Annotated in this window: 20 protein-coding genes and 2 pseudogenes; 11 read left to right on the plus strand and 11 right to left on the minus strand. The window is 74.5% G+C overall.

Translation table 11 applies throughout. The features are described 5' to 3' along the window. Positions 1 to 121: 121 nt before the first annotated feature. Positions 122 to 463, plus strand: a pseudogene (locus D7147_RS25920) (STAS domain-containing protein); the annotation flags it as partial. A 328-nt stretch (positions 464 to 791) separates the two neighbouring features. On the opposite strand, the gene D7147_RS25925 reads toward D7147_RS25920, so the two are convergent. Next, positions 792 to 1,181 (minus strand): FKBP-type peptidyl-prolyl cis-trans isomerase, encoded by a 390-nt coding sequence (locus tag D7147_RS25925; RefSeq protein WP_120682163.1) that lies wholly within the window; start codon positions 1,179 to 1,181, stop codon positions 792 to 794. Between the two features lie 223 nt (positions 1,182 to 1,404). On the opposite strand from D7147_RS25925, the gene D7147_RS25930 reads away from it, so the two are divergent. After that, positions 1,405 to 2,394, plus strand: a complete 990-nt coding sequence (locus D7147_RS25930) for a TerC family protein (protein ID WP_199734271.1) — start codon at positions 1,405 to 1,407, stop codon at positions 2,392 to 2,394. A gap of 71 nt (positions 2,395 to 2,465) precedes the next feature. On the opposite strand, the gene D7147_RS25935 is transcribed toward D7147_RS25930, so the two are convergent. From D7147_RS25935 to D7147_RS25955, 5 genes are all read right to left on the minus strand, one after another. Then, positions 2,466 to 3,194, minus strand: coding sequence for a helical backbone metal receptor (locus D7147_RS25935; RefSeq protein WP_120682167.1), 729 nt, complete (start codon positions 3,192 to 3,194; stop codon positions 2,466 to 2,468). A gap of 46 nt (positions 3,195 to 3,240) precedes the next feature. Then, positions 3,241 to 3,825, minus strand: coding sequence for a hypothetical protein (locus D7147_RS25940; RefSeq protein WP_120682169.1), 585 nt, complete (start codon positions 3,823 to 3,825; stop codon positions 3,241 to 3,243). Continuing rightward, positions 3,795 to 4,313: a DUF6286 domain-containing protein gene (locus tag D7147_RS25945; protein ID WP_120682171.1), complete on the minus strand. Its 519-nt coding sequence runs from the start codon at positions 4,311 to 4,313 to the stop codon at positions 3,795 to 3,797. Before D7147_RS25945 ends, D7147_RS25940 begins: the two co-directional genes overlap by 31 nt. A gap of 27 nt (positions 4,314 to 4,340) precedes the next feature. Then, complete coding sequence (locus D7147_RS25950) at positions 4,341 to 4,679, minus strand: Asp23/Gls24 family envelope stress response protein (protein ID WP_120682173.1); 339 nt, start codon at positions 4,677 to 4,679, stop codon at positions 4,341 to 4,343. Between the two features lie 182 nt (positions 4,680 to 4,861). Continuing rightward, on the minus strand, positions 4,862 to 5,044 hold the full coding sequence (locus tag D7147_RS25955) for a hypothetical protein (protein ID WP_120682175.1): 183 nt from the start codon (positions 5,042 to 5,044) through the stop codon (positions 4,862 to 4,864). Positions 5,045 to 5,245: 201 nt separating this feature from the next. Between D7147_RS25955 and D7147_RS25960 the strand changes: the two genes are divergently transcribed. Both D7147_RS25960 and D7147_RS25965 read left to right on the plus strand, forming a co-directional pair. Further along, a complete protein-coding gene (locus D7147_RS25960; RefSeq protein WP_120682177.1) occupies positions 5,246 to 6,124 on the plus strand; it encodes a PDDEXK family nuclease in 879 nt (292 codons plus the stop codon). 309 nt (positions 6,125 to 6,433) lie between these two features. Next, entirely contained in the window at positions 6,434 to 7,663 is a 1,230-nt protein-coding gene (locus tag D7147_RS25965) for a hypothetical protein (RefSeq protein ID WP_120682179.1), read from the plus strand. Positions 7,664 to 7,833: 170 nt separating this feature from the next. Here the strand turns inward: D7147_RS25965 and D7147_RS25970 are convergent, their stop codons facing one another. Both D7147_RS25970 and D7147_RS25975 read right to left on the minus strand, forming a co-directional pair. Beyond that, positions 7,834 to 8,181 (minus strand): histone-like nucleoid-structuring protein Lsr2, encoded by a 348-nt coding sequence (locus D7147_RS25970; protein ID WP_120682181.1) that lies wholly within the window; start codon positions 8,179 to 8,181, stop codon positions 7,834 to 7,836. Positions 8,182 to 8,356: 175 nt separating this feature from the next. Next, positions 8,357 to 8,998, minus strand: coding sequence for a response regulator (locus tag D7147_RS25975; RefSeq protein ID WP_120682183.1), 642 nt, complete (start codon positions 8,996 to 8,998; stop codon positions 8,357 to 8,359). A 66-nt stretch (positions 8,999 to 9,064) separates the two neighbouring features. Here D7147_RS25975 and D7147_RS25980 point away from each other — a divergent pair, with 66 nt between their 5' ends. From D7147_RS25980 to lon, 4 genes are all read left to right on the plus strand, one after another. Next, the gene (locus D7147_RS25980) at positions 9,065 to 9,799 is read left to right on the plus strand and encodes a sensor histidine kinase (protein WP_147437446.1); all 735 of its coding nucleotides are present in this window, start codon (positions 9,065 to 9,067) and stop codon (positions 9,797 to 9,799) included. 77 nt (positions 9,800 to 9,876) lie between these two features. After that, positions 9,877 to 10,749, plus strand: coding sequence for a manganese catalase family protein (locus D7147_RS25985; RefSeq protein WP_120682187.1), 873 nt, complete (start codon positions 9,877 to 9,879; stop codon positions 10,747 to 10,749). Between the two features lie 60 nt (positions 10,750 to 10,809). After that, a complete protein-coding gene (locus D7147_RS25990) occupies positions 10,810 to 11,073 on the plus strand; it encodes a hypothetical protein (RefSeq protein ID WP_120682189.1) in 264 nt (87 codons plus the stop codon). 38 nt (positions 11,074 to 11,111) lie between these two features. Then, positions 11,112 to 13,448, plus strand: a complete 2,337-nt coding sequence (lon, locus tag D7147_RS25995; RefSeq protein WP_120682191.1) for an endopeptidase La — start codon at positions 11,112 to 11,114, stop codon at positions 13,446 to 13,448. A gap of 176 nt (positions 13,449 to 13,624) precedes the next feature. On the opposite strand, the pseudogene D7147_RS26000 reads toward lon, so the two are convergent. Both D7147_RS26000 and D7147_RS26005 read right to left on the minus strand, forming a co-directional pair. Beyond that, positions 13,625 to 15,331, minus strand: a pseudogene (locus tag D7147_RS26000) (DEAD/DEAH box helicase); the annotation flags it as partial. 151 nt (positions 15,332 to 15,482) lie between these two features. Next, positions 15,483 to 16,334, minus strand: coding sequence for a hypothetical protein (locus D7147_RS26005; protein ID WP_233563465.1), 852 nt, complete (start codon positions 16,332 to 16,334; stop codon positions 15,483 to 15,485). Positions 16,335 to 16,467: 133 nt separating this feature from the next. Between D7147_RS26005 and D7147_RS26010 the strand changes: the two genes are divergently transcribed. From D7147_RS26010 to D7147_RS26020, 3 genes are read left to right on the plus strand one after another with little or no spacing between them, the layout of a single operon-like run. Further along, a complete protein-coding gene (locus D7147_RS26010) occupies positions 16,468 to 17,622 on the plus strand; it encodes a sensor histidine kinase (RefSeq protein WP_233563467.1) in 1,155 nt (384 codons plus the stop codon). After that, a complete protein-coding gene (locus D7147_RS26015) occupies positions 17,619 to 18,224 on the plus strand; it encodes a response regulator transcription factor (RefSeq protein WP_120682196.1) in 606 nt (201 codons plus the stop codon). Before D7147_RS26010 ends, D7147_RS26015 begins: the two co-directional genes overlap by 4 nt. Before the next feature lie 41 nt (positions 18,225 to 18,265). Further along, positions 18,266 to 18,781, plus strand: coding sequence for a 2'-5' RNA ligase family protein (locus D7147_RS26020; protein WP_120682198.1), 516 nt, complete (start codon positions 18,266 to 18,268; stop codon positions 18,779 to 18,781). 37 nt (positions 18,782 to 18,818) lie between these two features. Here the strand turns inward: D7147_RS26020 and D7147_RS26025 are convergent, their stop codons facing one another. Then, positions 18,819 to 21,044: a family 43 glycosylhydrolase gene (locus D7147_RS26025; protein WP_120682200.1), complete on the minus strand. Its 2,226-nt coding sequence runs from the start codon at positions 21,042 to 21,044 to the stop codon at positions 18,819 to 18,821. Positions 21,045 to 21,098 lie beyond the last annotated feature (54 nt).

The following is a 21,098-nucleotide window of genomic DNA, read 5'->3' on the forward strand; positions in this document are numbered from 1 at the left end:
CGCGGCCCGGGCTTCGGCCCTGAGAGGGATCAGGGTCGGGTCGGGGTACGACCCTGGGCGTACCCGGAATCACTCCTGCGCAGGGGCGGAAGTGTCGGTGGTCGAGACTAGATTGGACGGCATGGGAGAGCAGGTCAGCGAGCGTTTCCGCGTGCACGTGAGCGTGCGCGACGAGAGCGTGGACGTGCGCGCGGTCGGCGAGATCGACATCGCCACGGTGGGGGTGCTCCGCTCGGCGCTCTGGGCCGCGCCGTCGCGGTCGGTGCTGCGGGTCGACCTCTCCGGCGTCCGGCTGCTCTCCGCCGCCGGGGTGCGGGCGCTGGCCGCCGCGCACCTGCGGGTGCGCGCGCAGGGCGGCGAGCTGGTGCTGGTCGATCCGGCGCCGGTGGTGGCCCGGGTGCTGCGGGTCACCGGGCTGCACCGGGTCGTCCCGGTCGTCGAGGCGTCCCGGCCGGTGGCGGAGCCGCCGGCACCCGTGCGGCCGTCTCCGTCCCCGCTGCCGTCGCCGACCTCGTCCGCGCCGTCGCCGCTCGCGCCACCGGCGCCGACGATGCGACACGTGCCGCCCGCGCCGGCCGCGCAGCCGGTGCTGGTGGCGGCCTGACCGCCCACCCCCGGCCGGGCGACGTGGTGCTCACCCGACGTTGAGAGCGCGGGCCGCCGAGCGGCGGATCATCGACCGGCGACCGGCGACCGGCGACCGGCGACCGGGCGATCGGCGACCGGGCGACCGGGCGATCGGCGGTGGGGTCGCGGGGCCGCTGACGCTCCGTCGGCGGCCCCGCGAGTGCTCAGCGCACGCCGAGCAGGTCCACCACGAAGATCAGGGTCTCGCCCGGACGGATGGCGCCGGCGGCGCCCCGGTCCCCGTAGCCCAGGTGCGGCGGGATGACCAGCCGGCGGCGGCCGCCGACACGCATGCCGACCACGCCCTGGTCCCAGCCGGCGATCACCTGTCCGCCGCCGAGCGGGAACTCGAAGGGCTCACCCCGGTTCCAGGAGGCGTCGAACTCGCGTCCGGTCGAGTGTCCGACGCCGACGTAGTGCACGGTGGCCAGCTGGCCCGGCTGGGCCTCCGGACCGTCGCCGACCGTGAGGTCCTCGACCACGAGGTCGGCGGGGGGCGCGCCCTCGATCGGGGTCACGTCGGGCTTGCCCGAGCGGGCACCTGGCTGGTTCATCGGTAAAACTCCTGCCGTGTTGGGTGATGTGGCCCGGTCAGCACCGATCCTGCCGGATCGTGGCAGGCCGATGTGCGGCAGCCCGCCGAGGCGACCTTCGCGGACCGAACCTGGCGGAGCGGTCCCGCCGCCCGCGACGCTGGCCTAGGCTCGGAGGCGCCCCCGCCTCAGGTCCCCCGTCCTCGCGCGGCGAGCGGCGGGAAGTGACCGTGGGAAGCGGTCGATGCGGAGGGCACCGGTGGGCGACGCGACGTTCCCGGCGCCGCTCTGGGCCTGGGCCGCCGTCACCGTGGTCATCGTGGTCATGCTCGCGGTCGACCTGCTCTCGCACCGGGACAACCACGTCATCGAGCTGCGCGAGGCGTTGATCTGGAGCGCCGTCTGGATCGGAGCCGGTCTCCTCTTCGGCCTCGTCATCTGGTTCTGGCGCGGCGGCGAGCCGGCGGTCGCCTACTACTCCGGATACCTGCTGGAGAAGGCGCTGTCGGTGGACAACGTCTTCGTCTTCGCCCTGCTCTTCGGCTACTTCCGGGTACCCGCCGCCTACCAGCACAAGGTGCTGTTCTGGGGGGTGGTCGGGGCGTTGGTGTTCCGGTTGGCCTTCATCATCGCCGGCGCCGAGCTGCTGCAGCGGCTCGCCTGGGCCGGGGTGGTGCTCGGCGCGTTCCTGATCTGGACCGGCTGGCGGCTGGCCGTACGCGGCGAACCCGACGTCGACCCGGAGCGCAACCGGGTGGTCCGGCTCTTCCGCCGCCTGGTCCCGACCGAGGCCGGTTACCACGGCGACCGGTTCACCGTACGGGCCGGCGGGCGGCGGCGGGCGACCCTGCTGCTGGTGTCACTGGTCGCGATCGAGGCCACCGACGTGGTCTTCGCCATCGACTCGGTGGCGGCGATCCTGGCGATCACCACCAACACGTTCCTCGTCTGGACGGCCAACGCCTTCGCCGTACTGGGGCTGCGCAGCCTCTACTTCTGCCTCGCCGGGCTGCTGCGGCACTTCGGCTACCTCCGGTACGGGCTGGCCGTCCTGCTGGCCTTCGCCGGGCTGAAGTTGATCCTGGCGGAGACGCCGGTGGGGAAGCTGCCGATCTGGCTCACCTTCACGGTGGTGGTGGTGACCCTCTCCGTGTCGATCGGCTGGAGCGCGTTCTCCGCCCGACGGGGTCGCAGCCGCGCGGCGGGCGGCCGGGGCGAGGGCGGCAAGCCCTGACGGCGATCCGGCCGGGTGCCCGCCGCGGACGGTGCGGGCCGAGTCGGGGTCGGGCGGGTGGTGGGCCCGGCTCAGGCCGGGGCGGAGACCGGGCGGTCGAGCTGCGCCGCGAGCAGTGCGGGCGCCTCGGCCAGCGACGGTCCGTACCAGGTCAGGTGTCGGCCGCAGAGCAGGGCGCACGGTGTGCCGGGGAAGGCCTCCGGGCCGTCGTCGGCGGTGAAACGGTACGGCTCGTCGGGGAGCACCACGAGCTCCGCGCCGACGTCGCGCAGCTCGGCGAGGGGCGGGCGGGGGTAGCGCTCGGGGTGCCCCTCGTAGGAGTTCAGCACGCCGAGCCGGCGCAACACGTCGCCGGCGAAGGTGCCGGACCCGAGGACCACCCAGGGGCGCCGCCAGACCGGTACCACGGCTCGGCGGGCCGGCGACAACCGTGGCGGCTCGGCCCAGGCGCGGCGGGCGGCGTCGAGCCACGCCGGCTCCCGCGTCGCGCCGAGCGCGGTGAGCAGGTCGGCCAGTTCGGTGAGCGCCTCGGGGACGGTACGCGGGTAGGTGACCCGCACCGGCACCCCTGCCGCGACCAGCGCGTCGGCGTCCTCGCGGCGGTTCTCCTCGACGTTGAGCAGCACGAGATCCGGGCGTAGCGCAAGCACCCGCTCCAGGTCCGGGTACTTGCTGCCGCCCACCCGCGGCACGTCCAGCCCGGCCGGGTGGCCGCACCAGTCGGTGGCGCCGACGAGTACGCCGGGCAGGGTGACCGCCACCGCCTCGGTCAGCGACGGTACGAGAGACACGACCCGCACACTCGACCCCCAGCTCTGCGCGCCCGGACGGGCGCCGGTGGGTAGATCATGCCTGGCCCGCGTCGACCAGCGCGGTCACGTCGAGGTGGGCGGGGCGACAGTCGGCGGTGTCGACGTAGCGGCGGAGCGCGACGTTGACGTGTTCGCGCAGGCCGACGGTGCGCGCACCGGCCACGATCTCCACGCGGAGCCACAGGTCGGGCCGGTGCGGGTCGCCGGTGAGCACCACCCGTGCCCGCCGGATCCGCGGATCGCCGGTGAGGTCGCGTTCCAGCGCGCGGGTGAGCGCCCCGGCGGCCAACCGGGTCCGGCCCCGCCGGCCGGGGTGGACGAGGGTGCCGCGCCGCCCCACGCCGACCCCGCCCAGCTCCCGCAGCAACAGCCAGAGACCGCTCGTGGCGGCGAGCAGCCCGGCGGCGGCCGCGGCCAGCGGGGCCCACGGGGTGGCGAGCTGCCAGGAGCGGCGCAGTCCCGTGCCGAGCAGCACGCCGGACGGATCCCCGCCGGGGAGCCATCCGAGGCTCTGCGCCAGCACGACCCCGCCCAGCGCGACCAGCAGCAGCGCCACGACGGTCCAGAGCACCCGGTGCGCGGCGTGGGTCACGCCGCCCGCCGCCCGGACGGCAGCCACACCTCGATCGGGCCGGGCCGGGGCGTGGCCAGCCGGTGCAGCTCCTGCCGCACGGCGAACTCCACCTCGTCGCGGCTCGCCGGGTCGCCGGTGACCACCACCCGGGGCCGCCACTGCGCGCCGTGTCCCCGTATCCGGACGCGGGCCCGCCGTACGCCCGGCACCGAGGCGGCGGCCACGGTCAGCCGCCGCTCCAGGCGACGCCGGTGCAGGTGCCAGCCGTCGCCGACGTCCAGCCGTTGCGGTCTCCACCGCCGCAGTTCGGCGACGAGAAGGCCGAGCCCGAGCAGGAGAGCGCCGATCGCCGCCGCCCCCACCGGCCAGTCGTCCCACCGGGTCTCCCCGAGCGGGGCGGCCCACCCCGCGACGTCGACGAGCAGCGCCGGCCGGCCGGCCGCGGCCGCCCCCGCCGCCACGGCCAGCAGCACGCCGCCGACGAGCAGCACGACGGCGAGCAACAGGGTGGCCAGCCGGTTGGCGGTACGCATCTCAGCTCCCGGCGGCGGTCCGGCCGGTCACGTCGGCACCGGCACGTCGACGCCCGGTACGACGACGTCCGTCACCGTGACGGTCACCTCCCGCACGGTCAGCCCGGTCGACGACGTCACCTGGTCGATCACCGCGTCCCGGATGGCGTCGGCGACGGTCAGCACGCTGCGGCCGTACCAGGTGACCACGTCCACGTCGACGCTCACCGTCCGGTCGTCCAGGCGGACCGTCACCCCGTACGGCCGGGCCGGCACGATGACCAGGCTGTGCACGCCGGGAGCGTGCCGGGCCGCCTGAGCGCTGATCCGCGCGACGGCGTCCGGGGCGACCCGGGTGGGGCCCGGGTCGGTCGTCGGGTCGGTCATCGGTGCCTCCCTGCCTTTAGTGCGGTGTCCAGAAACGTTCACCGGGCCGCGCCGGGCCCAGACGACGACCGGCCGCGTTGGAGTCTGGCCTGGATACAACACCGGTATCCAGGCCAGACTCCGCCTTGCCGGACCGCCGCCTGGACCTCGCCGCGACACCGCCAACGTTCGTGGACACCGCACTAGCGCCGCCGCGCGACCCGGTCGCCGAGTCCGGTCGCCGCGACGTCGCCGCCCAGGATCCGGACCGCGAGCCAACCGACCAGGCCGGCCAGCAGGACGAGGCCGGCTGCCGTCGCGCCGGCCAGCGCCCCGCCGGCTGTCAGCAGCAGAGCGGCGAGAACGCCGAACCACGGTCGTGACATGGCACCTCCCGGCCGGCGCGCTACCGACGTGCAGGTGGATACACGCTCGTCGGGCGTCGGAACGTGGCGATTATGTGATTCACATCACACGGCTCATCATCGTCGGTTCGTCGGTGCGGCCCGGGCCGCACCGGCGACGCGGCTCCCATGATCCACCCCTAGACTCGGTCGGTCGACCGATCGGCGGATGGAATCAGGCGGATGACGATCACCGGCAGTGACGAGGGCAGGCTGCTGCGGACGCTGCCCGTGGCGGGCGGGCGGGCCCCGGTGCTGCAGCGCGCCGGTCACCAGGTGCACCCCGCGCACCGCCTCGGCGAGCTGGTGCCGGGGCGCCCGCCGGGCATCACCGGGAACCAGTGGAGCACGGCCAGCCGCGAGGGGTACGACCTCGTGGTCTGCGCCGGGGAGAGCGGTCGGATCCGCGCCGCGGTGGAGATCCGTCCCGCCGCGCCCGGAGGCTCGCCGGCGCAGCGGGTCGAGCGGATGAAGGCCACCGTCGCCACGGCGGCCGGCCTGCCGGTGCTGCGCGTCGAGTCGCCCACCCTGCGCGCCGCCGACCACGCTCGTCGCCTGGTGGAGTACGTCCTCGACGCGCGCGGCTACGCCGCGGCGACCGCCGCCGACCCGGAGGGGCCCACGCCGGTCGGCTTCCGCGAGATCCTCGGCCGGCTCCCCGACGGGCGCACGGGGTACGTGAACGATCTGGGCGCGCTGGCCCGCGCCGCGGCGGTGGAGGCGTACGTCTCCCGCCGGCTGGTCGACCCCATCGTGCGCGGACTGCACGTGCGGTGGGCCGGTGGGCCGGCGGAGGGGTGGAGCTGGGTGGAGGTTCGCCCGGGCCGCTGCCTGGTGGAGCGGGTGACGGTCCGGGAGCACGGCTTCTCCTGCGGGATCGACCCGGCGTGGCTCGCGGAGGATCTGGCCGCGGTCGCGATCGGCGAGCGGCTGCGCGAGCTGGACGACGCCGAGCCGCAACTCGTCGCCCGGGACGCCCTCCGGGCCGACATCCTCGCGTTGCAGGCCCGACGCGACGAACTGGTCGACGGTTTCGCGTTCGACCACCTCTGCGCGGACTGACTTCTTCCGACGTTTTCTGGGCCGCCCGTGCTCCCTGACCAGCGGCTCCCGGTCCGGGCCGCCGCGCCCCGCCGTCGCCCGAACAATTTTCTGGCGGCGCGTTGAACCCTCGCCGCAGGCGTTCCGTACCTCAGCGGGAATGGAAAGATCTCCCCCTCCAGGGCACCGGAGGCGGGGGACGGTACGGAAATGGCATCGTCGACCGTCGACGTATGACGGCGCGCCACGGCTGCCGCAGTCGTGGCGTGCGCGCAATTCCGGCGGTCGCTGAGGGCACGGATCCACCGGATCGCGAAGGAGAGCAATTCGATGCGCAGGTCCACACGGGCGCGCCGGTCGTCCGGTAACACGCGAAGCAGGCGTCTGCTGGCCGTGGTCGGTACGCTCGCGGTCTTCGGCGGGATCGTCGCCGTGACCCAGATCTCGTCGGCCGAGGACCGGCGGCCCAGCAAGCCCCGGCCGGCAGCGGGGGCCTGCGTGCAGCCGAGCGCCGGCGCGACGCCGCCGGCCGGCCGCGAGGAGACCAGCCGGACCTGGCAGGACGGTCGGTGGGTGCGTAACCACTGGGGCGACGGGCAGCAGTGCCAGCCGGGGACCGGCGGCGGCAGCGGCTCCGGCGGCTCCGCGATCGCCTGTCCCGACGTCGCCGGTGAGCTGCCGGAGGTGCCGCGCCGGGCGCGGGCCGAGGTGGAGCGCAACCTCGGCCAGTTGCAGGCGCAGATCACCCAGGCCGACCGGCGACTCGCCGCCGACGGCGACCGGGGCGAGCAGTTCGTCCGTGACTCGATCCTGCGGCCGTTGGCCACCCAGCGCCGCGCCACGCTGGCCCGGATCACCACCGCCATCGACCGGTTCGGGCCGCGCCCGCAGAACCTGGCCCGGCTGGCCGAGTGCCAGGTCGCGCCGGTGGGTGGCGACGACGGTGGGACCGACAACGGCGGCGGCCCGGGCGCACCCGGCACCGGTGCGCCGAGCACCGGCGCGCCCGGCTCCGGCCTGGACGTGCTCGCGAACAACTGCGACGAGAGCCGGCTGCAGGCGCACGACGGCTTCCAGAACGGCAACCGCTGCGTCAGCACCGCCTTCGGTGAGGTGGGCGCCGCCGCCAACAACCCGTCGCTGCTGATCACCGACTTCCCCGAGGAGATCGGTGCCAACCAGCCCTTCACGTTGCGGGTCAGCACCCGCAACCTGATCCGGGACCGCTTCCTCCCCGCCGGTCAGGGCGGCTACTACGTGGAGAGTTCCCTGCTCAACGAGGAGGGGCTGGTACGGGGCCACTTCCACACGGCCTGCCGGATGCTGGGCAGCGTCGACGCTCCGCCGGCGCCGCAGGAGGTGCCCGCCTTCTTCGTGGCCACCGAGGACGGCGGGGGTGGCGCGGAGCCGGACGAGGTGACCATCCAGGTCCCCGGCCTGCCGCAGTCCGGTGTCGCGCAGTGCGCGGTCTGGGCCGGCGACGGATCGCACCGGCTGCCGATGATGGAGCGGGCCAACCAGACTCCCGCCTTCGACGCGGTACGCATCCAGGTCGGCTGAAGCCCGAACCGGCGTGGCCGGGCCACCCGGGGCGAGAGGCTCCGGGCGGCCCGGCCGTCGCCGCGCGATGGCCCGGAGGCCGCCGAACGCCATCCGGCCGGCCCGCGCGGGCCGGCCGGATGGCGTGTTGTCGCCCCGCCGCGACGAATCGTCAGCCGTCGCGGACAGGATCAGCGGTTCTTGTACGCCTCGGAGACCTCGACCGGGATCCGGCCCCGCTCGGAGATCCGGTAACCGTTCTTGGCGGCCCATTCCCGGATGGCGCGGTTCTGCTCCCGGTCCATTCCGGCGCCGCCGATCCGGGCTGCCCGCCGCCCGCTCCGGGGGGTCTCCACGTTGCCGCGGCCGACGCGGCGACCGGCGGTGATGTAAGGATCGAGTGCCTTACGCAGTACGCCGGCGTTTTCGTCCGAGACGTCGATGGTGTAGGCGACGCCGTCGAGGCTGAACTCGACAGTCCGGTCGGCCTTTCCACCGTCGAGGTCGTCGGTCAGCACCGTGATTACTTTTCTGGCCATCGCCGATTACTCCCTGTCTGGGGCGGGGTGTGGTGCAAAGTTTGACGTACGATCCCGGTAAACCGCAAGAATACGGTCGTTTCATTTCGGCGGGTCGTGTTTTCGCACCATCAATAGTGTGCCTGATGGCGTAATCGGTCCCGCGATCGGTAGGCCCTGGAATCGGCCCGACCCGTCATTCGCCCAGCAGGCCCACCTGGCCGGCGAGAGCGGCGGCCTCGGCCCGGCTGGAGACCCGCAGTTTCCGCAGCAGCGCCGCGATCATCCGCTTCACGGTCCGTTCCGACACGTGCAGCTCCTCGGCGATCTCCACGGTGCTGCGGCCGGTGGCGAGGGCCCGCAGCAGGCGGCGCTCCTCGCTGTCCAGGTCGATCGCGACGGCCCGGGTGGGTCGTAGCAGCGCACGCAGCAACTCCGACGGAAGCACCGCCCAGCCGTCGAGGATCGCCAGCAGTGGTGGCAGCAACTCCTCGGGCTCGCTGCTCTTCGGCAGGTACCCCTCGGCGCCGGCACGCAGCGCCTCCAGCGCCGGGGCCGGGTCGTCGCCGCCCGACATCGCCACGATCCGTACCCGGGGTGTGGTCCGCCGGATGGCGGCCACGGCGCGCACGCCGCCCGGCGGTGGCATGTGCAGGTCGACCAGGGCCAGGTCCGGATGGGTGCGGCTCACCAGCGAGGCGGCCGCCGAGGCGTCACCGGTCGAGCCCACCACCTCCACCCGCTTCTCGGTCGCGGCGGGCAGCAGAAGTTCGAGCCCGCGTACGAAGAGCGGGTGGTCGTCGACGACGACGATCCGAATGGTGGGCCTGTCCGGCATGTCTGCTCCGTTCCCCAGCGGGTACCGATCATTCGGGTACGCACCGGTACGAGGGGAGCTGGGCGGATGCGGGGACGGTACGGGTTGCCGGGGTTGTTGCGAGGTCTCCGACGGATCGAGCCGGCCGGTGGGGCTGTTGACGATTCGTCGCCGCCCGACCCGGAGCTGCTGCTGCGGGTGCTCTGTCACGAGTTCCGCGCCCCGGTCAGCTCCCTGACCTCGCTGACCAGGGCGCTCGCCGACGAGCAGCGGGAACTAACCGGGGTCGACCGGCGGGCGATCACCCGGCTCGCCCGGGACCAGGCGGCCCACCTGCAGGCGCTGCTTCGGGACGCCACCGCCGGCGCCGGGGCGCTGACCCTCCCGGCCGCGACCGACCCGGTCGTGCCGCTCGGCGACGTCCTCCGCGAGGCCGTGGCCCTGGTGCCGGTGGAACGTCGGCGGGCCCGGGCCACCCGGCGGGCGCGGCAGTGTCCGGTGCCGGCGCGGCGTACCCGGCGGGTGCTGACCAACCTGGTGGAGAACGCGCTACGGCACGGGCCCCGGGACGGCCGGGTGGGGCTCTACGCGGCGCTTCGCGGCCCCAATCTCAACCTGCTGGTGACGGACGAGGGGCGGGTGGACGGCGCACTGCTGGAGGCGCTGTGCCGGCCACAGCCGGGCGCCGGCATGCACGGTCTCGGGCTGTGGATCGTCCGGCGGCTCGTCGCGGCCGACGGGGGCTCGGTGCACGTGCACCGGCTCCGCCCGCGCGGGGTGGCGCTGGAGGTGCGGCTGCCGCCGCTCGCGCATCCGAATTGACCCGCCGGGGTCGCCGATTGGCGCGGCCGGGCCAGCGACGCGGGAAGTGTCCCCGGTATCGGTACCGAGGAGGAGATGTGTTCAGCCACCTGAAGGATCTGCAGTTCGAGGCGAAGCCGGACGGTCCCGACGCCGCGTTCGCCCGGCGGCTCCAGGAGATCCTGGGCGGCAAGTGGGGCGAGATGACCGTCGCCAACCAGTACCTCTACCAGGGCTGGAACTGCCGGCTGCCCGGCAAGTACAAGGACCTCTTCCTCGATGTCGGCACCGAGGAGATGGGTCACGTCGAGATGATCGCCACGATGATCACGCGGCTGCTGGAGAACGCGCCGCTGTCGTTGCAGGAGGCGGCGGCCGAGGAGAACCCGATGGTGGGGGCGATCTACGGCGGCGCCAATCCGGCGCACTTCATCCACGGTGGCGGCGGGGCGCTGCCGGTGGACAGCGTCGGGGTGCCGTGGAACGGCTCGTACATCACCGCCAGCGGCAACCTGATGGCCGACTTCTACCTGAACGTGGCGGCGGAGGCGCAGGGCCGGCTGCAGGTGGCCCGGCTGTTCAACATGACCGACGATCCGGGGGTCAAGCAGCTGCTGCGCTTCCTGCTGGCCCGCGACACCATGCACCAGAACATCTGGCTGGCCGCCATCGAGCAGCTCAAGGAGGACGGCCTGGAGGAGATGCCGGTGCCGGAGGCGTTCCCCGACTCGGGGGAGCTCACCGAGGAGTTCGGCTACACCTACCTGGACTTCTCGCCGGGCACCGACGCCTCCGAGGGGCGTTGGGCGGCCGGGCCCACCCCGGACGGCAAGGGCGAGTTCCGGTACGACAACAGCCCCCGGGCGCACGCGCCGGAACCCGTCCTGCCCCCCGGTGACCCGCGCCTGTACGGGACCGAACCGGGCCTGCTCGGCGAGTTCGCCACCGAGGTCGAGAGCAGGCTCACCTGACCCCGCCGTGCCGGGCCGCCCACGCGGCGGTCGGCACGCGTACCCGAGGAGGTGCCGAGGATGTCGTCGCATCCGTTGGTCCCGGTCGCCCGTACCCGCGTGAAGCTCGCCGTCTGCGCGGCGCTGACCGTCGTTGCGGTCATCGCCGGGCTGCCCGCCTGGACGGTGGCCGCACTGGCCCTGACCAGCATCGCGATCCCGGTCGCGGTGCTGCTCGCCGGCGGCGCCAGGCTGCTGTGGGAACTGCTGCTGCCGCCGCCCGGTGACCGCACCGAGGGTGGCCTGGATCACACCCCGGAAGAAAGGGACCGCCTCGTGACTTGAGCCTGACACGCTCAACTCAATGCGATGGCAGGTGTTCGATGGCAACTCTTCCGGTACTTCCGCTGACCGACGCCGTGCTGCTGCCCGGCATGGTGATCCCGGTGACCCTCGACCCGACCACTCAGGCCGCGGTCGACGCGGCCCGCGCCACCGGCGACCGTACGCTGTTGGCCGTGCCCCGCATCGACGGGGAGTACGGTCCCGTCGGCGTGGTGGCCACCATCGAGAAGGTCGGCCGGCTGCCCAGCGGGGAGCCCGCCGCCGTGATCCGCGGGCTCTCCCGCGCGCGCATCGGCTCCGGTGTCCCCGGCCCGGGCGCCGCGCTCTGGGTCGAGGCCGCCGAACTCTCCGAACCCGCCCCCGCCGGCCGGGCCCGCGAACTCGCCCGTGAGTACCGCGCCCTGGTCTCGTCGCTGCTCCAGCAGCGGGGGGCCTGGCAGGTCATCGACGCGATCGAGCGGATGACCGATCTCGCCGAACTCGCCGACTCCGCCGGCTACGCGCCCTGGCTGAGCCTGGAGCAGAAGAACGAACTGCTCGCCGCCGCGGACGTCACCGCCCGGCTCGAACTGCTCGTCGGCTGGGTCAAGGAGCACCTGGCCGAGCAGGAGGTCACCGAGCAGATCAACAACGACGTGCGGGAGGGGCTGGAGAAGTCGCAGCGGGAGTTCCTGCTGCGTCAGCAGCTCGCCGCGATCCGCAAGGAGCTCGGTGAGGACGAGCCGGACGGCTCGGCCGACTACCGGACCCGCGTCGAGGCCGCGGAGCTGCCCGAGAAGGTACGCGAGGCGGCGCTGCGCGAGGTCGGCAAGCTCGAGCGGGCCAGCGACGCCTCCCCGGAGGCGGGCTGGATCCGCACCTGGCTGGACACCGTCCTCGAGATGCCGTGGAACACGCGTACCACCGACAACACGGACCTGGCCGAGGCGCGCGCGGTGCTCGACGCCGACCACGCCGGCCTGCCGGACGTGAAGGACCGCATCCTGGAGTACCTCGCGGTACGCAACCGGCGCGCCGAGCGCAACCTCGGCGTGGTCGGCGGACGCGGCTCCGGCGCGGTGCTCGCCCTGGCCGGCCCGCCCGGTGTCGGCAAGACCAGCCTCGGAGAGTCGGTCGCCCGGGCGCTCGGGCGCAACTTCGTCCGGGTCTCCCTCGGTGGTGTCCGGGACGAGGCGGAGGTCCGCGGTCACCGGCGCACCTACGTCGGGGCGCTGCCCGGCCGCATCGTGCGTGCGCTGCGCGAGGCGGGCTCGATGAACCCGGTCGTGCTCCTCGACGAGGTGGACAAGCTGGCCGCCGGGTACGCCGGCGACCCGGCCGCCGCGCTGCTGGAGGTGCTCGACCCGGCGCAGAACCACACCTTCCGGGACCACTACCTGGAGGTCGACCTCGACCTGTCCGACGTGCTCTTCCTCGCCACTGCGAACGTGGTGGAGAGCATCCCCGGCCCGCTGCTGGACCGGATGGAGCTGGTCACCCTGGACGGCTACACGGAGGACGAGAAGGTGGCGATCGCCCGCGACCACCTGCTGCCCCGGCAGCGGGAGCGGGCCGGGCTGACCGCCGACGAGGTGACCGTGGCCGACGAGGCGCTCGCCCGGATCGCGGGGGAGTACACCCGAGAGGCCGGGGTACGGCAGCTCGAACGGGCGCTGGCGAAGATCCTGCGGAAGGTGGCGGTCACCCTCGCCACCGACCCGACGCCGCTGCAGGTCGACGACGGCAACCTGGCCCAGTACCTGGGCCGGCCGAAGTTCACCCCGGAGTCGGCGGAGCGGACGGCGGTGCCCGGCGTGGCCACCGGCCTGGCGGTCACGGGCGCCGGCGGCGACGTGCTCTTCATTGAGGCCACCGGCATGGAGGGCGAGCCGGGGCTGACCCTGACCGGTCAGCTCGGTGACGTGATGAAGGAGTCGGCGCACATCGCGCTGTCGTACCTGCGCTCCAACGGTCGACGCCTCGGCATCGACCCGAACGAGCTGGCCGGACGGCGGATCCACGTGCACTTCCCGGCGGGGGCGGTGCCCAAGGACGGCCCCAGCGCCGGCATCACCATGGTGACCGCGCTGGCCTCCCTGGTGACCGGCCGGCCGGTCCGGCCCGAGTTCGGGATGACCGGTGAGGTGACCCTCTCCGGTCGGGTGCTGCCCATCGGCGGGGTGAAGCAGAAGCTGCTCGCCGCGCACCGGGCGGGCCTGACCGAAGTGATCATCCCGAAGCGCAACGAGCCGGACCTGGACGATCTGCCCACCGAGGTCCGCGAGGCGCTGACCATCCACACCCTCTCCGACGTCGCCGACGTGCTCGCCCTGGCGCTGCGCCCGGCCGAGCTGGAGACGGAGTCGCTGGACGGCCCGGCGCTCGCCGCGGCCTGACGCCTGATCGGGAAGGGCCCCCGACCACACCGCAACGGCGTGGTCGGGGGCCCTTTTCGCGCGTGCCGCGGTGGTCAGCGGTGGTCGCGGTCCCGCCGGTCGCGGCGGTCGCCCCCGTACGGCCGGTCACGACGGTCACCGCCGTACGGCCGGTCGCGGCGGTCCCCGGCGTACGCCCGCTCCCGGCGATCGTCGCCGTCGCCGTCCCGGTCGCGGCGTACCGTCGCCTTGCGGCCCTTGATGGTGCTGGCGCGCAGCCCCGCGATCACCTCGTCGGCGACGGCGTGCGGCACCTCCACCAGGGAGAACCGGTCCGCGATCTCGATGGAGCCGATGTCCCGGCCGCTGATCCCGGTCTCGCCGGTGATCGCACCGACCAGGTCCTGCGGGCGTACTCCGGCCCGGCGACCGAGCCCGACGAAGACCTGGGTGGTGCCGCCCGTGCGCGGCCGGCCGGTGGCGCCGCGCCGCTCGCCCCGCGCCCCCTCGCGCGGGCCGCGCAGCGACACCTGGGGGATCTCCTCCTCGTCGTCCGCGCCCGGCGACGTCGCCTCGTGCGCCAGCCGCACCGCGGCGAGGGCCACCTCCATCAGGTCGAACTCGTCGGTCAGCGACTCGACGATCACCCGGAACGGCTCCAGGTCGTCGTCGAGCAGGCTCTCCCGCAGCGCCGCCTGGGTCAGCTCCAGCCGGCGGGTACGCAGATCCGCCACGGTCGGGATGGTGTCGATGGAGATCCGCTGTCCGGTGACCCGCTCGATGGTCTTGAGCATTCGGTGCTCGCGCGGCTCGGCGAGGGTGATCGCCACCCCCTCCCGACCGGCCCGCCCCACCCGGCCGATCCGGTGCACGTACGACTCGGGAGCCGACGGCACGTCGTAGTTGACCACGTGGGTGAGCTGCTCGACGTCCAGACCGCGCGCGGCCACGTCGGTGGCGACCAGCAGATCCGCCGTTCCGGCGCGCAGCCGGCCCATCACCCGGTCGCGCTGCTCCTGGCTCATTCCGCCGTGCAGGGCCTCCGCGCGGTAGCCGCGGCCGTTCATGGTCTCGGTGAGGCGGTCCACCTCCTCCCGGCTGCGGCAGAACACGATCGCGGCGGTCGGCGACTCCACGTCCAGCACCCGGCCCAGTGCCGCCGGCTTGTGTGCCCGGGCCACCAGGTAGGCGCTCTGCCGGACCCGGGGCGCCTCCCCGGCGACCGGCTGCTCCCGCCGAATGAGGATCCGGACCGGGTCGGTGAGGTGCTGCCGGGCCATCCCGTCGATGCGCGCCGGCATCGTGGCCGAGAAGAGCACGGTCTGCCGCTGCTCCGGCGCGTGCTGCAGGATCGCCTCGATGTCCTCGGCGAAGCCCATGTCCAGCATCTCGTCGGCCTCGTCCAGGACGACGGTGGCGAGGCCACCCAGCCGCAGCGTCTCCCGGGCGATGTGGTCCAGCGCACGGCCCGGGGTGGCCACCACCACGTCCACGCCCGCGTCCAGCGCCCGCAGCTGCCGGCCGATCGGCTGCCCGCCGTAGATCGGCAGCACCCGGGTGCCGAGTTCCCGGCCGTACCGGTGGAACGCCTCGGAGACCTGCACCGCCAGCTCCCGGGTCGGCACCAGCACCAGCGCCACCGGGTCGCCGCCGTCACGGTGCGCCGGCATGCGCTGCAGCAGGGGCAGCGCGAAGGCGGCGGTCTTGCCGGTGCCGGTGGCCGCCTGACCGAGCAGGTCCTGACCGGCCAGCAGGGGCGGGATCGCCTCCCGCTGGATCGGGGTGGGCTCCTCGTAGCCGAGGGCGGCCAGCGCGCCCAGCAGCTCGGGGCGCAGCCCCAGGTCCGCGAAGCCGTTCGCCTCGGTGTCGCCCGGGTCGGTGGGGTGGATCTGTGCCGAACTCATGCGACAAGCCTTTCATCACCGCCTCATGCCTGCCGCGCCGACCGGCACCTCTCCGCCGCCGACGCCTGCGGACCGCCCCGATGATCAAGCGATCCGGGCCCGGGTCGGGCCGTGCGGCGGCCCGCGCCGACCCGGCGGCGCGACCTCGGGGTCAGGTGGTCAGGAGCGCCAGGATGATCGTGACGCCGACGATCGCGTCGAGGACACCGCACCATTCGGCGTAGCCGCGGGGCACGACCTCGTCACGCCGGTGGTGCACCACGTCCCAGACCGCGTGACCGAGCCAGCCGAGCGCGACCAGCCACGCCGCGGCCCGCCCGCCGGCCGCCGCCGCGACCAGCGCCAGCGCCGACCAGGCGACCAGGCCGCCGAGCTGCCGGGTCAGCACACCCGGCCCGCGCAGCCGGCGACGGTACCCGCCGATGATCAGATACCCGACGGGCAGGATCAGCAGCGTCCACGGCCCGAGCACGGTCGGCGAGATCCAGAGGTCGATCGTCATCAGCAGAGCGAGGCCGGTCGGCCAGCGGCGCAGCAGGGCGGCGACCAGCCGTCCCCGGCGCGGTGTGGCGGCGGGCGGCTCGTGCCGGTGGCGCAGCGCCACGAGCACCATGGCGGGCACCATCAGCAGGTGACCGCCGAGCATCATCGCCTCGCCGTCGAGCAGGCCCGCCCAGTAGGGCGGGAGCAGCATTAGGAACGGGACGTACATGGCGGCGGCCATCCCGGCGCACGCCGACCAGGTGTGCCGGCGGTACCGCATCCAGACCGTCATCCCGGCGGTCATGTTCGTCGCCATCACCAGCGCGGCGACCTCCGGCTGGTCGAGCAGGCCGGCGAGCCCCGACGGTTCGGCGACGAGCGACCACACCGGGCCGAGGAGGAGCATCCCGGCGATCATCGCGAGGGTCATCTCGCCGAGGTGCCGCAGCAGATGGGCGACGCCGCCCGCCCGGCGCGGCGCGGCGGTGGTCGTCGGCTGGTGAACTCGGATCTGCGTCATGCCGTAGACCCTGCCGGTGAGCGCGACCCGTCGGGCAGACCAGGATGTCACCGGATCTCCGTGCGATCTGCACGGTCCACCCGTGACATTCCGCAGGGGCGGATCGGGCGGCGGCGGCCCTACGATCGGGTCCGTGGCGCAGCAGGCGGCGGGACCCCGGGCGGATCGGCGGCTGCGCCGCGCCCGTACGGCCATGCTCCTCTCGCTGGGCACCGGGATCTGGGCCAGCCTGCTGCTGCCCCTGCTCGGCGTCGCCCGGGAGCCCGACGGCACGCGCGCCGCGCTCGGCGTGGTGGGTGTGGTCGCCTTCGTCGCCGGCCAGGCCGCGGTGCTGTACGCGGCGGTGACTCCCTGGCTGCCGCAGCGGTGGCGCCGCCGGTCCCAACTGGGGTTGGCCGTGGCGGCGTCGCTGACCGTCCCGCTCGTCGGTCCCGTCGCGGCGGGCGCGTGGCCGACGTGGGCGTGGCTGGGCGCCTCGCTGGTCGGCATGGCGCCGCTGCTCGTACGCCCGCCGGTGGTGCTCGCCGTGACCGCCGCGACCCTCGCCGCCTCGGCCGGGGTGGCGGTATGGACCGGCGGCCAGATCTCCCGGTCCCTCCTGGTGACCGGCGGGGTCGGCGTGAGCGTCGCTCTGGTCAACTGGTTCCAGGTCTGGTTCTGGGACCTGCTCGTCGAGGCGCGGGACGGGCAGCGGGCGCAGGCCGGACTGGCCGCCGCCCAGGAGCGGCTCCGCTTCGCCCGGGACGTGCACGACGTGCTGGGGCACAGCCTCACCGTCATCGCGTTGAAGGCGGAGCTGGCCGCCCGGCTCGCCGAGGTGGATGCCGAACGGGCCGCCCGGGAGGCCGGCGAGGTGCAGCGCCTGGCGCTCTCCGCGCTGGCCGAGGTGCGCGAGGCCGTGCACGGCTACCGGAGCGTCGACCTGGGTGAACAGCTCGACGCCGTGGCGGCGGTGCTGCGCTCGTCCGGCATCCGGTGCACGGTCGCGCCCCCACCGGCCGACCTGCCGCCGGCGGCGGCGAGCGACCTGGCGGCCGTGCTGCGTGAGGCCGGCACGAACCTGCTGCGGCACAGCCGCGCCGGCTGGTGCCGGATCGAGATCGTGCGTGACGGCGACGTCGCCCGCCTGACGGTCGCCAACGACGGCGCCGCGGGTGGCGGACCGGACGAGCGCAGCACCGGTCTGCGTGGCCTCACTGACCGGCTCGCCGGGGTCGGCGGGCGGCTGCGTGTCCGGCGGGAGGAGAACGTGTTCACCCTCGAAGCCACAGTCCCGGTCGGGTCATGATCCGGCTCCTGCTCGCCGACGACGAGGAGCTGATCCGGGCGGCGCTGGCCGCCCTGCTCGGGCTGGAGCCCGACATCGAGGTGGTGGCGGAGGCGGCCGACGGGCCGTCGGCGGTCGCGGCGGCGCTGGCGCACCGGCCGGACGTGGCGGTGGTCGACCTGGAGATGCCGGGGCTGACCGGCATCCAGGTCGCCGCCGAGCTGACCCGGGCGCTGCCCGGATGCGCGGTGGTCCTGCTCACCGGGCACGGCCGACCCGCGCACCTGCGTCAGGCGCTGACCGCCGGCGCCCGCGGCTTCCTGCCCAAGGGCGCGCCGGGTGGGGCGCTCGCGGACGTGATCCGGCGGGTGCGTGCCGGCGGCCGGTACGTCGACCCGGCGCTGGCCGCCGACGCGCTGACCCTGCCCGACTGCCCATTGACGCCACGGGAGCTGGAGACGCTGCGCCTGGCCGAGCTGGGCGCCCCGGTCGCCGTGATCGCCCGGCGGGCGCACCTCTCCAGCGGCACGGTGCGCAACTACCTCGCGGCGGCGGTGCAGAAGCTCGGTGCGACCGACCGGGCGGAGGCGATCCGGAGGGCGCGGGAGAACGGCTGGCTCTGAGCCGGTGCCCGGCCGCTTCCGGGGCCGACTAGCGTGGGCGGGTGCGTACGGTCGAACTGCTCTGCTCGGCGGAGCTGGACGCCACGGTGCGGGCGGCGTGGGATCGACTGGCCGAGACCGGTCTGCCCAGCCTGGCCCGCAACACCCATGCCACGAACCGGCCACATCTGACCCTCGCGGCGGTGGACGAGTTCCCGCCCGGCGCGCAGGAGCGCCTCGCCGACCTCTTCGATGCGGCGCTGCCTCTTCGGGCGCGGGTCGACCGGGTGGCGGTGCTCGACGGCAGCGCCCCGCTGGTGTGGCTGATCCGGTCGACTCCGGAGCTGCTGGCCCTGCACGGCGCGGTCTGGGACGTGCTCGCGGGCGCGCCCGGCGCGCAGCCGTGGCACCTGCCCGGGCGCTGGGTTCCGCATCTGAGCCTGGCGCTGCGTTTCCGCGCCGCCGACCGTCGCCGGGCCCGGGCGGTGATCGGCGGGGACCGGCCGAGCGGGGAGTTCGTCGCGGCGCGCAGCTACGACTCCGACCCTCGGTCGGTCACGCCCCTCTCCGGGTGCTGACCGGGGCTCCGTCACCGGGGCCCCGGTCAGCGCGCCGTCAGCGGTAGAAGCGTAGGTAGTCGAAGTCGGCGGTGACCGCCGGCGCGGCGCCCCCGTGCGCGACCAGCCCGATCCGGGGGGTCGTGTCGGCCGGGAAGGTCCACACCCCACCCCAGGTCCAGTGCTCGCCGTCCCGGCTGGAGGCGGCCCGGAACTCGTGCTCGCCGGTGGCCCGGTCGACGTGGTGCGCCAGCCGCAGCCAGGTGGCGCCGGCCGGGGTGCCGACGATGCTGCCGCCGTACACCGGCTGGCCGGCGAAGGGCAGCTCGTAGCCGTACTCCACCTGCCGGGTGTTCCAGATCGCCACCTGCGCCAGCCGGGCGAACCGGTCGTCGTCGACGTACGCCACCAGGCCGGCCTGCTGGTAGTTGCGGACGCTCTCCTCGCCGAGGTCGAGGGTCACCTTCGTCTCGACCACGTAGTCGCCGACGGGCGCGTCGCGCAGCAGCACCCCGGCCGTGTTGCCGGTGCCGGTGAGGTCGGCGGACTGCACCGGCCAGCGCAGCGCGCCGCCGGCCACCGTCGCCGCCGGGTCCGGGCGTACCCAGCTCCAGGCCGGGCCGAGACCACCGGTGAACTCGTCCGAGTACGACGTGAGCACCCGCCCGATCCGGGGCGTCGTGACGGCCCGGGCCGGCCGGTACAGCCGGACCGCGCTCACGTTGTCGAACTCGGCGTCACCTCCGGTGGCGTGCAGGCCGACCCGGCCGGTCACCGGGCGGTCCAGCGGCAGTTCCACCACGGCGAGCTGGTCGCCGAGGCGGGCCGGGCTCAGCTCGGCGACGAGCCGGCGGTCGCGCACCTCGACGGCCAGGTTGTGCCGGTCGGCGGGAACGAAACCGGCGGGCAGCGGGGCGCTGGCCGTACGGCCGCCGTCGCGGGCCACCAGCCGGCCACCTGCCGCGTCGACGCGGACCTCGACCCGGTCGGCGAGGGTGAGCCCGGCGGAGGCCGCGCCGGTCAGCCGCAGGTCGGTCTCCGCCCGCAGGTCGCCGCCGACGGTGGTACGACTCGTCAACGCGCCGCCACCGGTGAGCCGACCGTCGTCGACCTGCCAGTCGCCGTCGGCGCGCCGCCAGCGCGCCAGGCCGGCGGTGTCGAACCGCTCGTCGAGCGGGCCGGTCGTCACCGGGGCGGGGCGTTCGCCGTCGGAGGGGCCGGCGCCGGCGTTCACGCTCGGCCAGCCGTCGATCCAGTCCAGCCGGTCGATGAGCATCGGCCGCTCGTTGACGCCGAACGGCTCGTCCAGGTACGGGTCCGAGCGGTCGATGGCGTGGTAGACGATCCAGTCCTGCCCGGACAGGTCGGTGAGGAACCCGTTGTGTCCGGTGCCGATCCAGCGGTTGCCGTTCTGGGTGAGCACCGGGGTGCCACCGGTCCGGGACGCGGTCAGCGCGATGCCGTCGCGGTCCAGGAACGGCCCGCGCGGGCTGCGCGCGCGTCCGACCTGCACCGAGTAGCCGGTGGCCGGGCCGGCGCAGCAGTTCGCGGTGGAGGCGAAGAGGTAGTACCAGCCGTCGTGGCGCAGCACGTAGCTGCCCTCGAACTTGTTGTCGACGGCGACCAGGGTGGGGGAGCCGACCGCGCGCAGCCCGTCGGGGGTGAGCTCGGTGACGGAGACGCCGCCGTAGTAGCTGCCGTAGTAGAGGTAGTTGGTGCCGTCGACGTCGGTGAACTGGCTCGGGTCGATCGTCCAGAGCCAGCCACCGCCGCCGCCGGGGCGTGGGGCGACCACCGGCTCGTCGGCGAAGGTCCACGGGCCGGTCGGGGTGGGCGCGGTGGCCGCGCCGATGGCGTAGTCGCTGCCCTCCGTGGAGACGGTGGTGTCGGTGACCGTCACGTACATGACGTATCGGTCGCCGATGCGGCGCACGTCCGGTGCCCAGAACGCCGCGCCGTTGGCCGCGTAGGGCGGGCGCTGGTCGGGCGCGAAGGCGTCGCCGGCGTACGTCCAGTCGACCAGGTCGGCGGAGCGGGCGGTGGGCACCCGGTGCGACTGCCGCTCGCCCTCCCGCAGTGGGTCGGTGGTGCCGTAGGCGTACCAGTAGCCGTCGTCACCGCGGACGATGACCGGGTCGGCGAAGGTGTCGCCCACGTCGACGGAGATCGGGTTGCGGTAGTGGGGGGTCGAGCGGGCTTCGGCGGCGGCCGGGGCGGCGGTGGGGGCCGCCAGCAGCAGAGCGAGTACGGCGGCGAGCGCGCCACCGCGACGTGGTTGTCCCATCAGACCTGCCTTGCGTGCAGTGGATGTCGGTGCGAGCCGCGTCCCTTCCTACCG

The sequence above is a fragment of the Micromonospora musae genome (assembly GCF_003626545.1).
Classification (GTDB): Bacteria; Actinomycetota; Actinomycetes; order Mycobacteriales; family Micromonosporaceae; genus Micromonospora; species Micromonospora musae.

What these genes read in the sequence shown, in the direction of transcription:
- D7147_RS25980 (WP_147437446.1), top strand. Translation starts at nt 9,065, where the DNA reads ATGCGGGGACGGTACGGGTTGCCGGGGTTGTTGCGAGGTCTCCGACGG.
- lon (WP_120682191.1), top strand. Translation starts at nt 11,112, where the DNA reads ATGGCAACTCTTCCGGTACTTCCGCTGACCGACGCCGTGCTGCTGCCC.
- D7147_RS25970 (WP_120682181.1), bottom strand. Translation starts at nt 8,181, where the DNA reads ATGGCCAGAAAAGTAATCACGGTGCTGACCGACGACCTCGACGGTGGA.
- D7147_RS26025 (WP_120682200.1), bottom strand. Translation starts at nt 21,044, where the DNA reads ATGGGACAACCACGTCGCGGTGGCGCGCTCGCCGCCGTACTCGCTCTG.
- D7147_RS25950 (WP_120682173.1), bottom strand. Translation starts at nt 4,679, where the DNA reads ATGACCGACCCGACGACCGACCCGGGCCCCACCCGGGTCGCCCCGGAC.
- D7147_RS25945 (WP_120682171.1), bottom strand. Translation starts at nt 4,313, where the DNA reads ATGCGTACCGCCAACCGGCTGGCCACCCTGTTGCTCGCCGTCGTGCTG.
- D7147_RS25960 (WP_120682177.1), top strand. Translation starts at nt 5,246, where the DNA reads ATGACGATCACCGGCAGTGACGAGGGCAGGCTGCTGCGGACGCTGCCC.
- D7147_RS26015 (WP_120682196.1), top strand. Translation starts at nt 17,619, where the DNA reads ATGATCCGGCTCCTGCTCGCCGACGACGAGGAGCTGATCCGGGCGGCG.
- D7147_RS25965 (WP_120682179.1), top strand. Translation starts at nt 6,434, where the DNA reads ATGCGCAGGTCCACACGGGCGCGCCGGTCGTCCGGTAACACGCGAAGC.
- D7147_RS25930 (WP_199734271.1), top strand. Translation starts at nt 1,405, where the DNA reads ATGCGGAGGGCACCGGTGGGCGACGCGACGTTCCCGGCGCCGCTCTGG.
- D7147_RS25955 (WP_120682175.1), bottom strand. Translation starts at nt 5,044, where the DNA reads ATGTCACGACCGTGGTTCGGCGTTCTCGCCGCTCTGCTGCTGACAGCC.
- D7147_RS25925 (WP_120682163.1), bottom strand. Translation starts at nt 1,181, where the DNA reads ATGAACCAGCCAGGTGCCCGCTCGGGCAAGCCCGACGTGACCCCGATC.
- D7147_RS25990 (WP_120682189.1), top strand. Translation starts at nt 10,810, where the DNA reads ATGTCGTCGCATCCGTTGGTCCCGGTCGCCCGTACCCGCGTGAAGCTC.
- D7147_RS25975 (WP_120682183.1), bottom strand. Translation starts at nt 8,998, where the DNA reads ATGCCGGACAGGCCCACCATTCGGATCGTCGTCGTCGACGACCACCCG.
- D7147_RS26005 (WP_233563465.1), bottom strand. Translation starts at nt 16,334, where the DNA reads ATGACGCAGATCCGAGTTCACCAGCCGACGACCACCGCCGCGCCGCGC.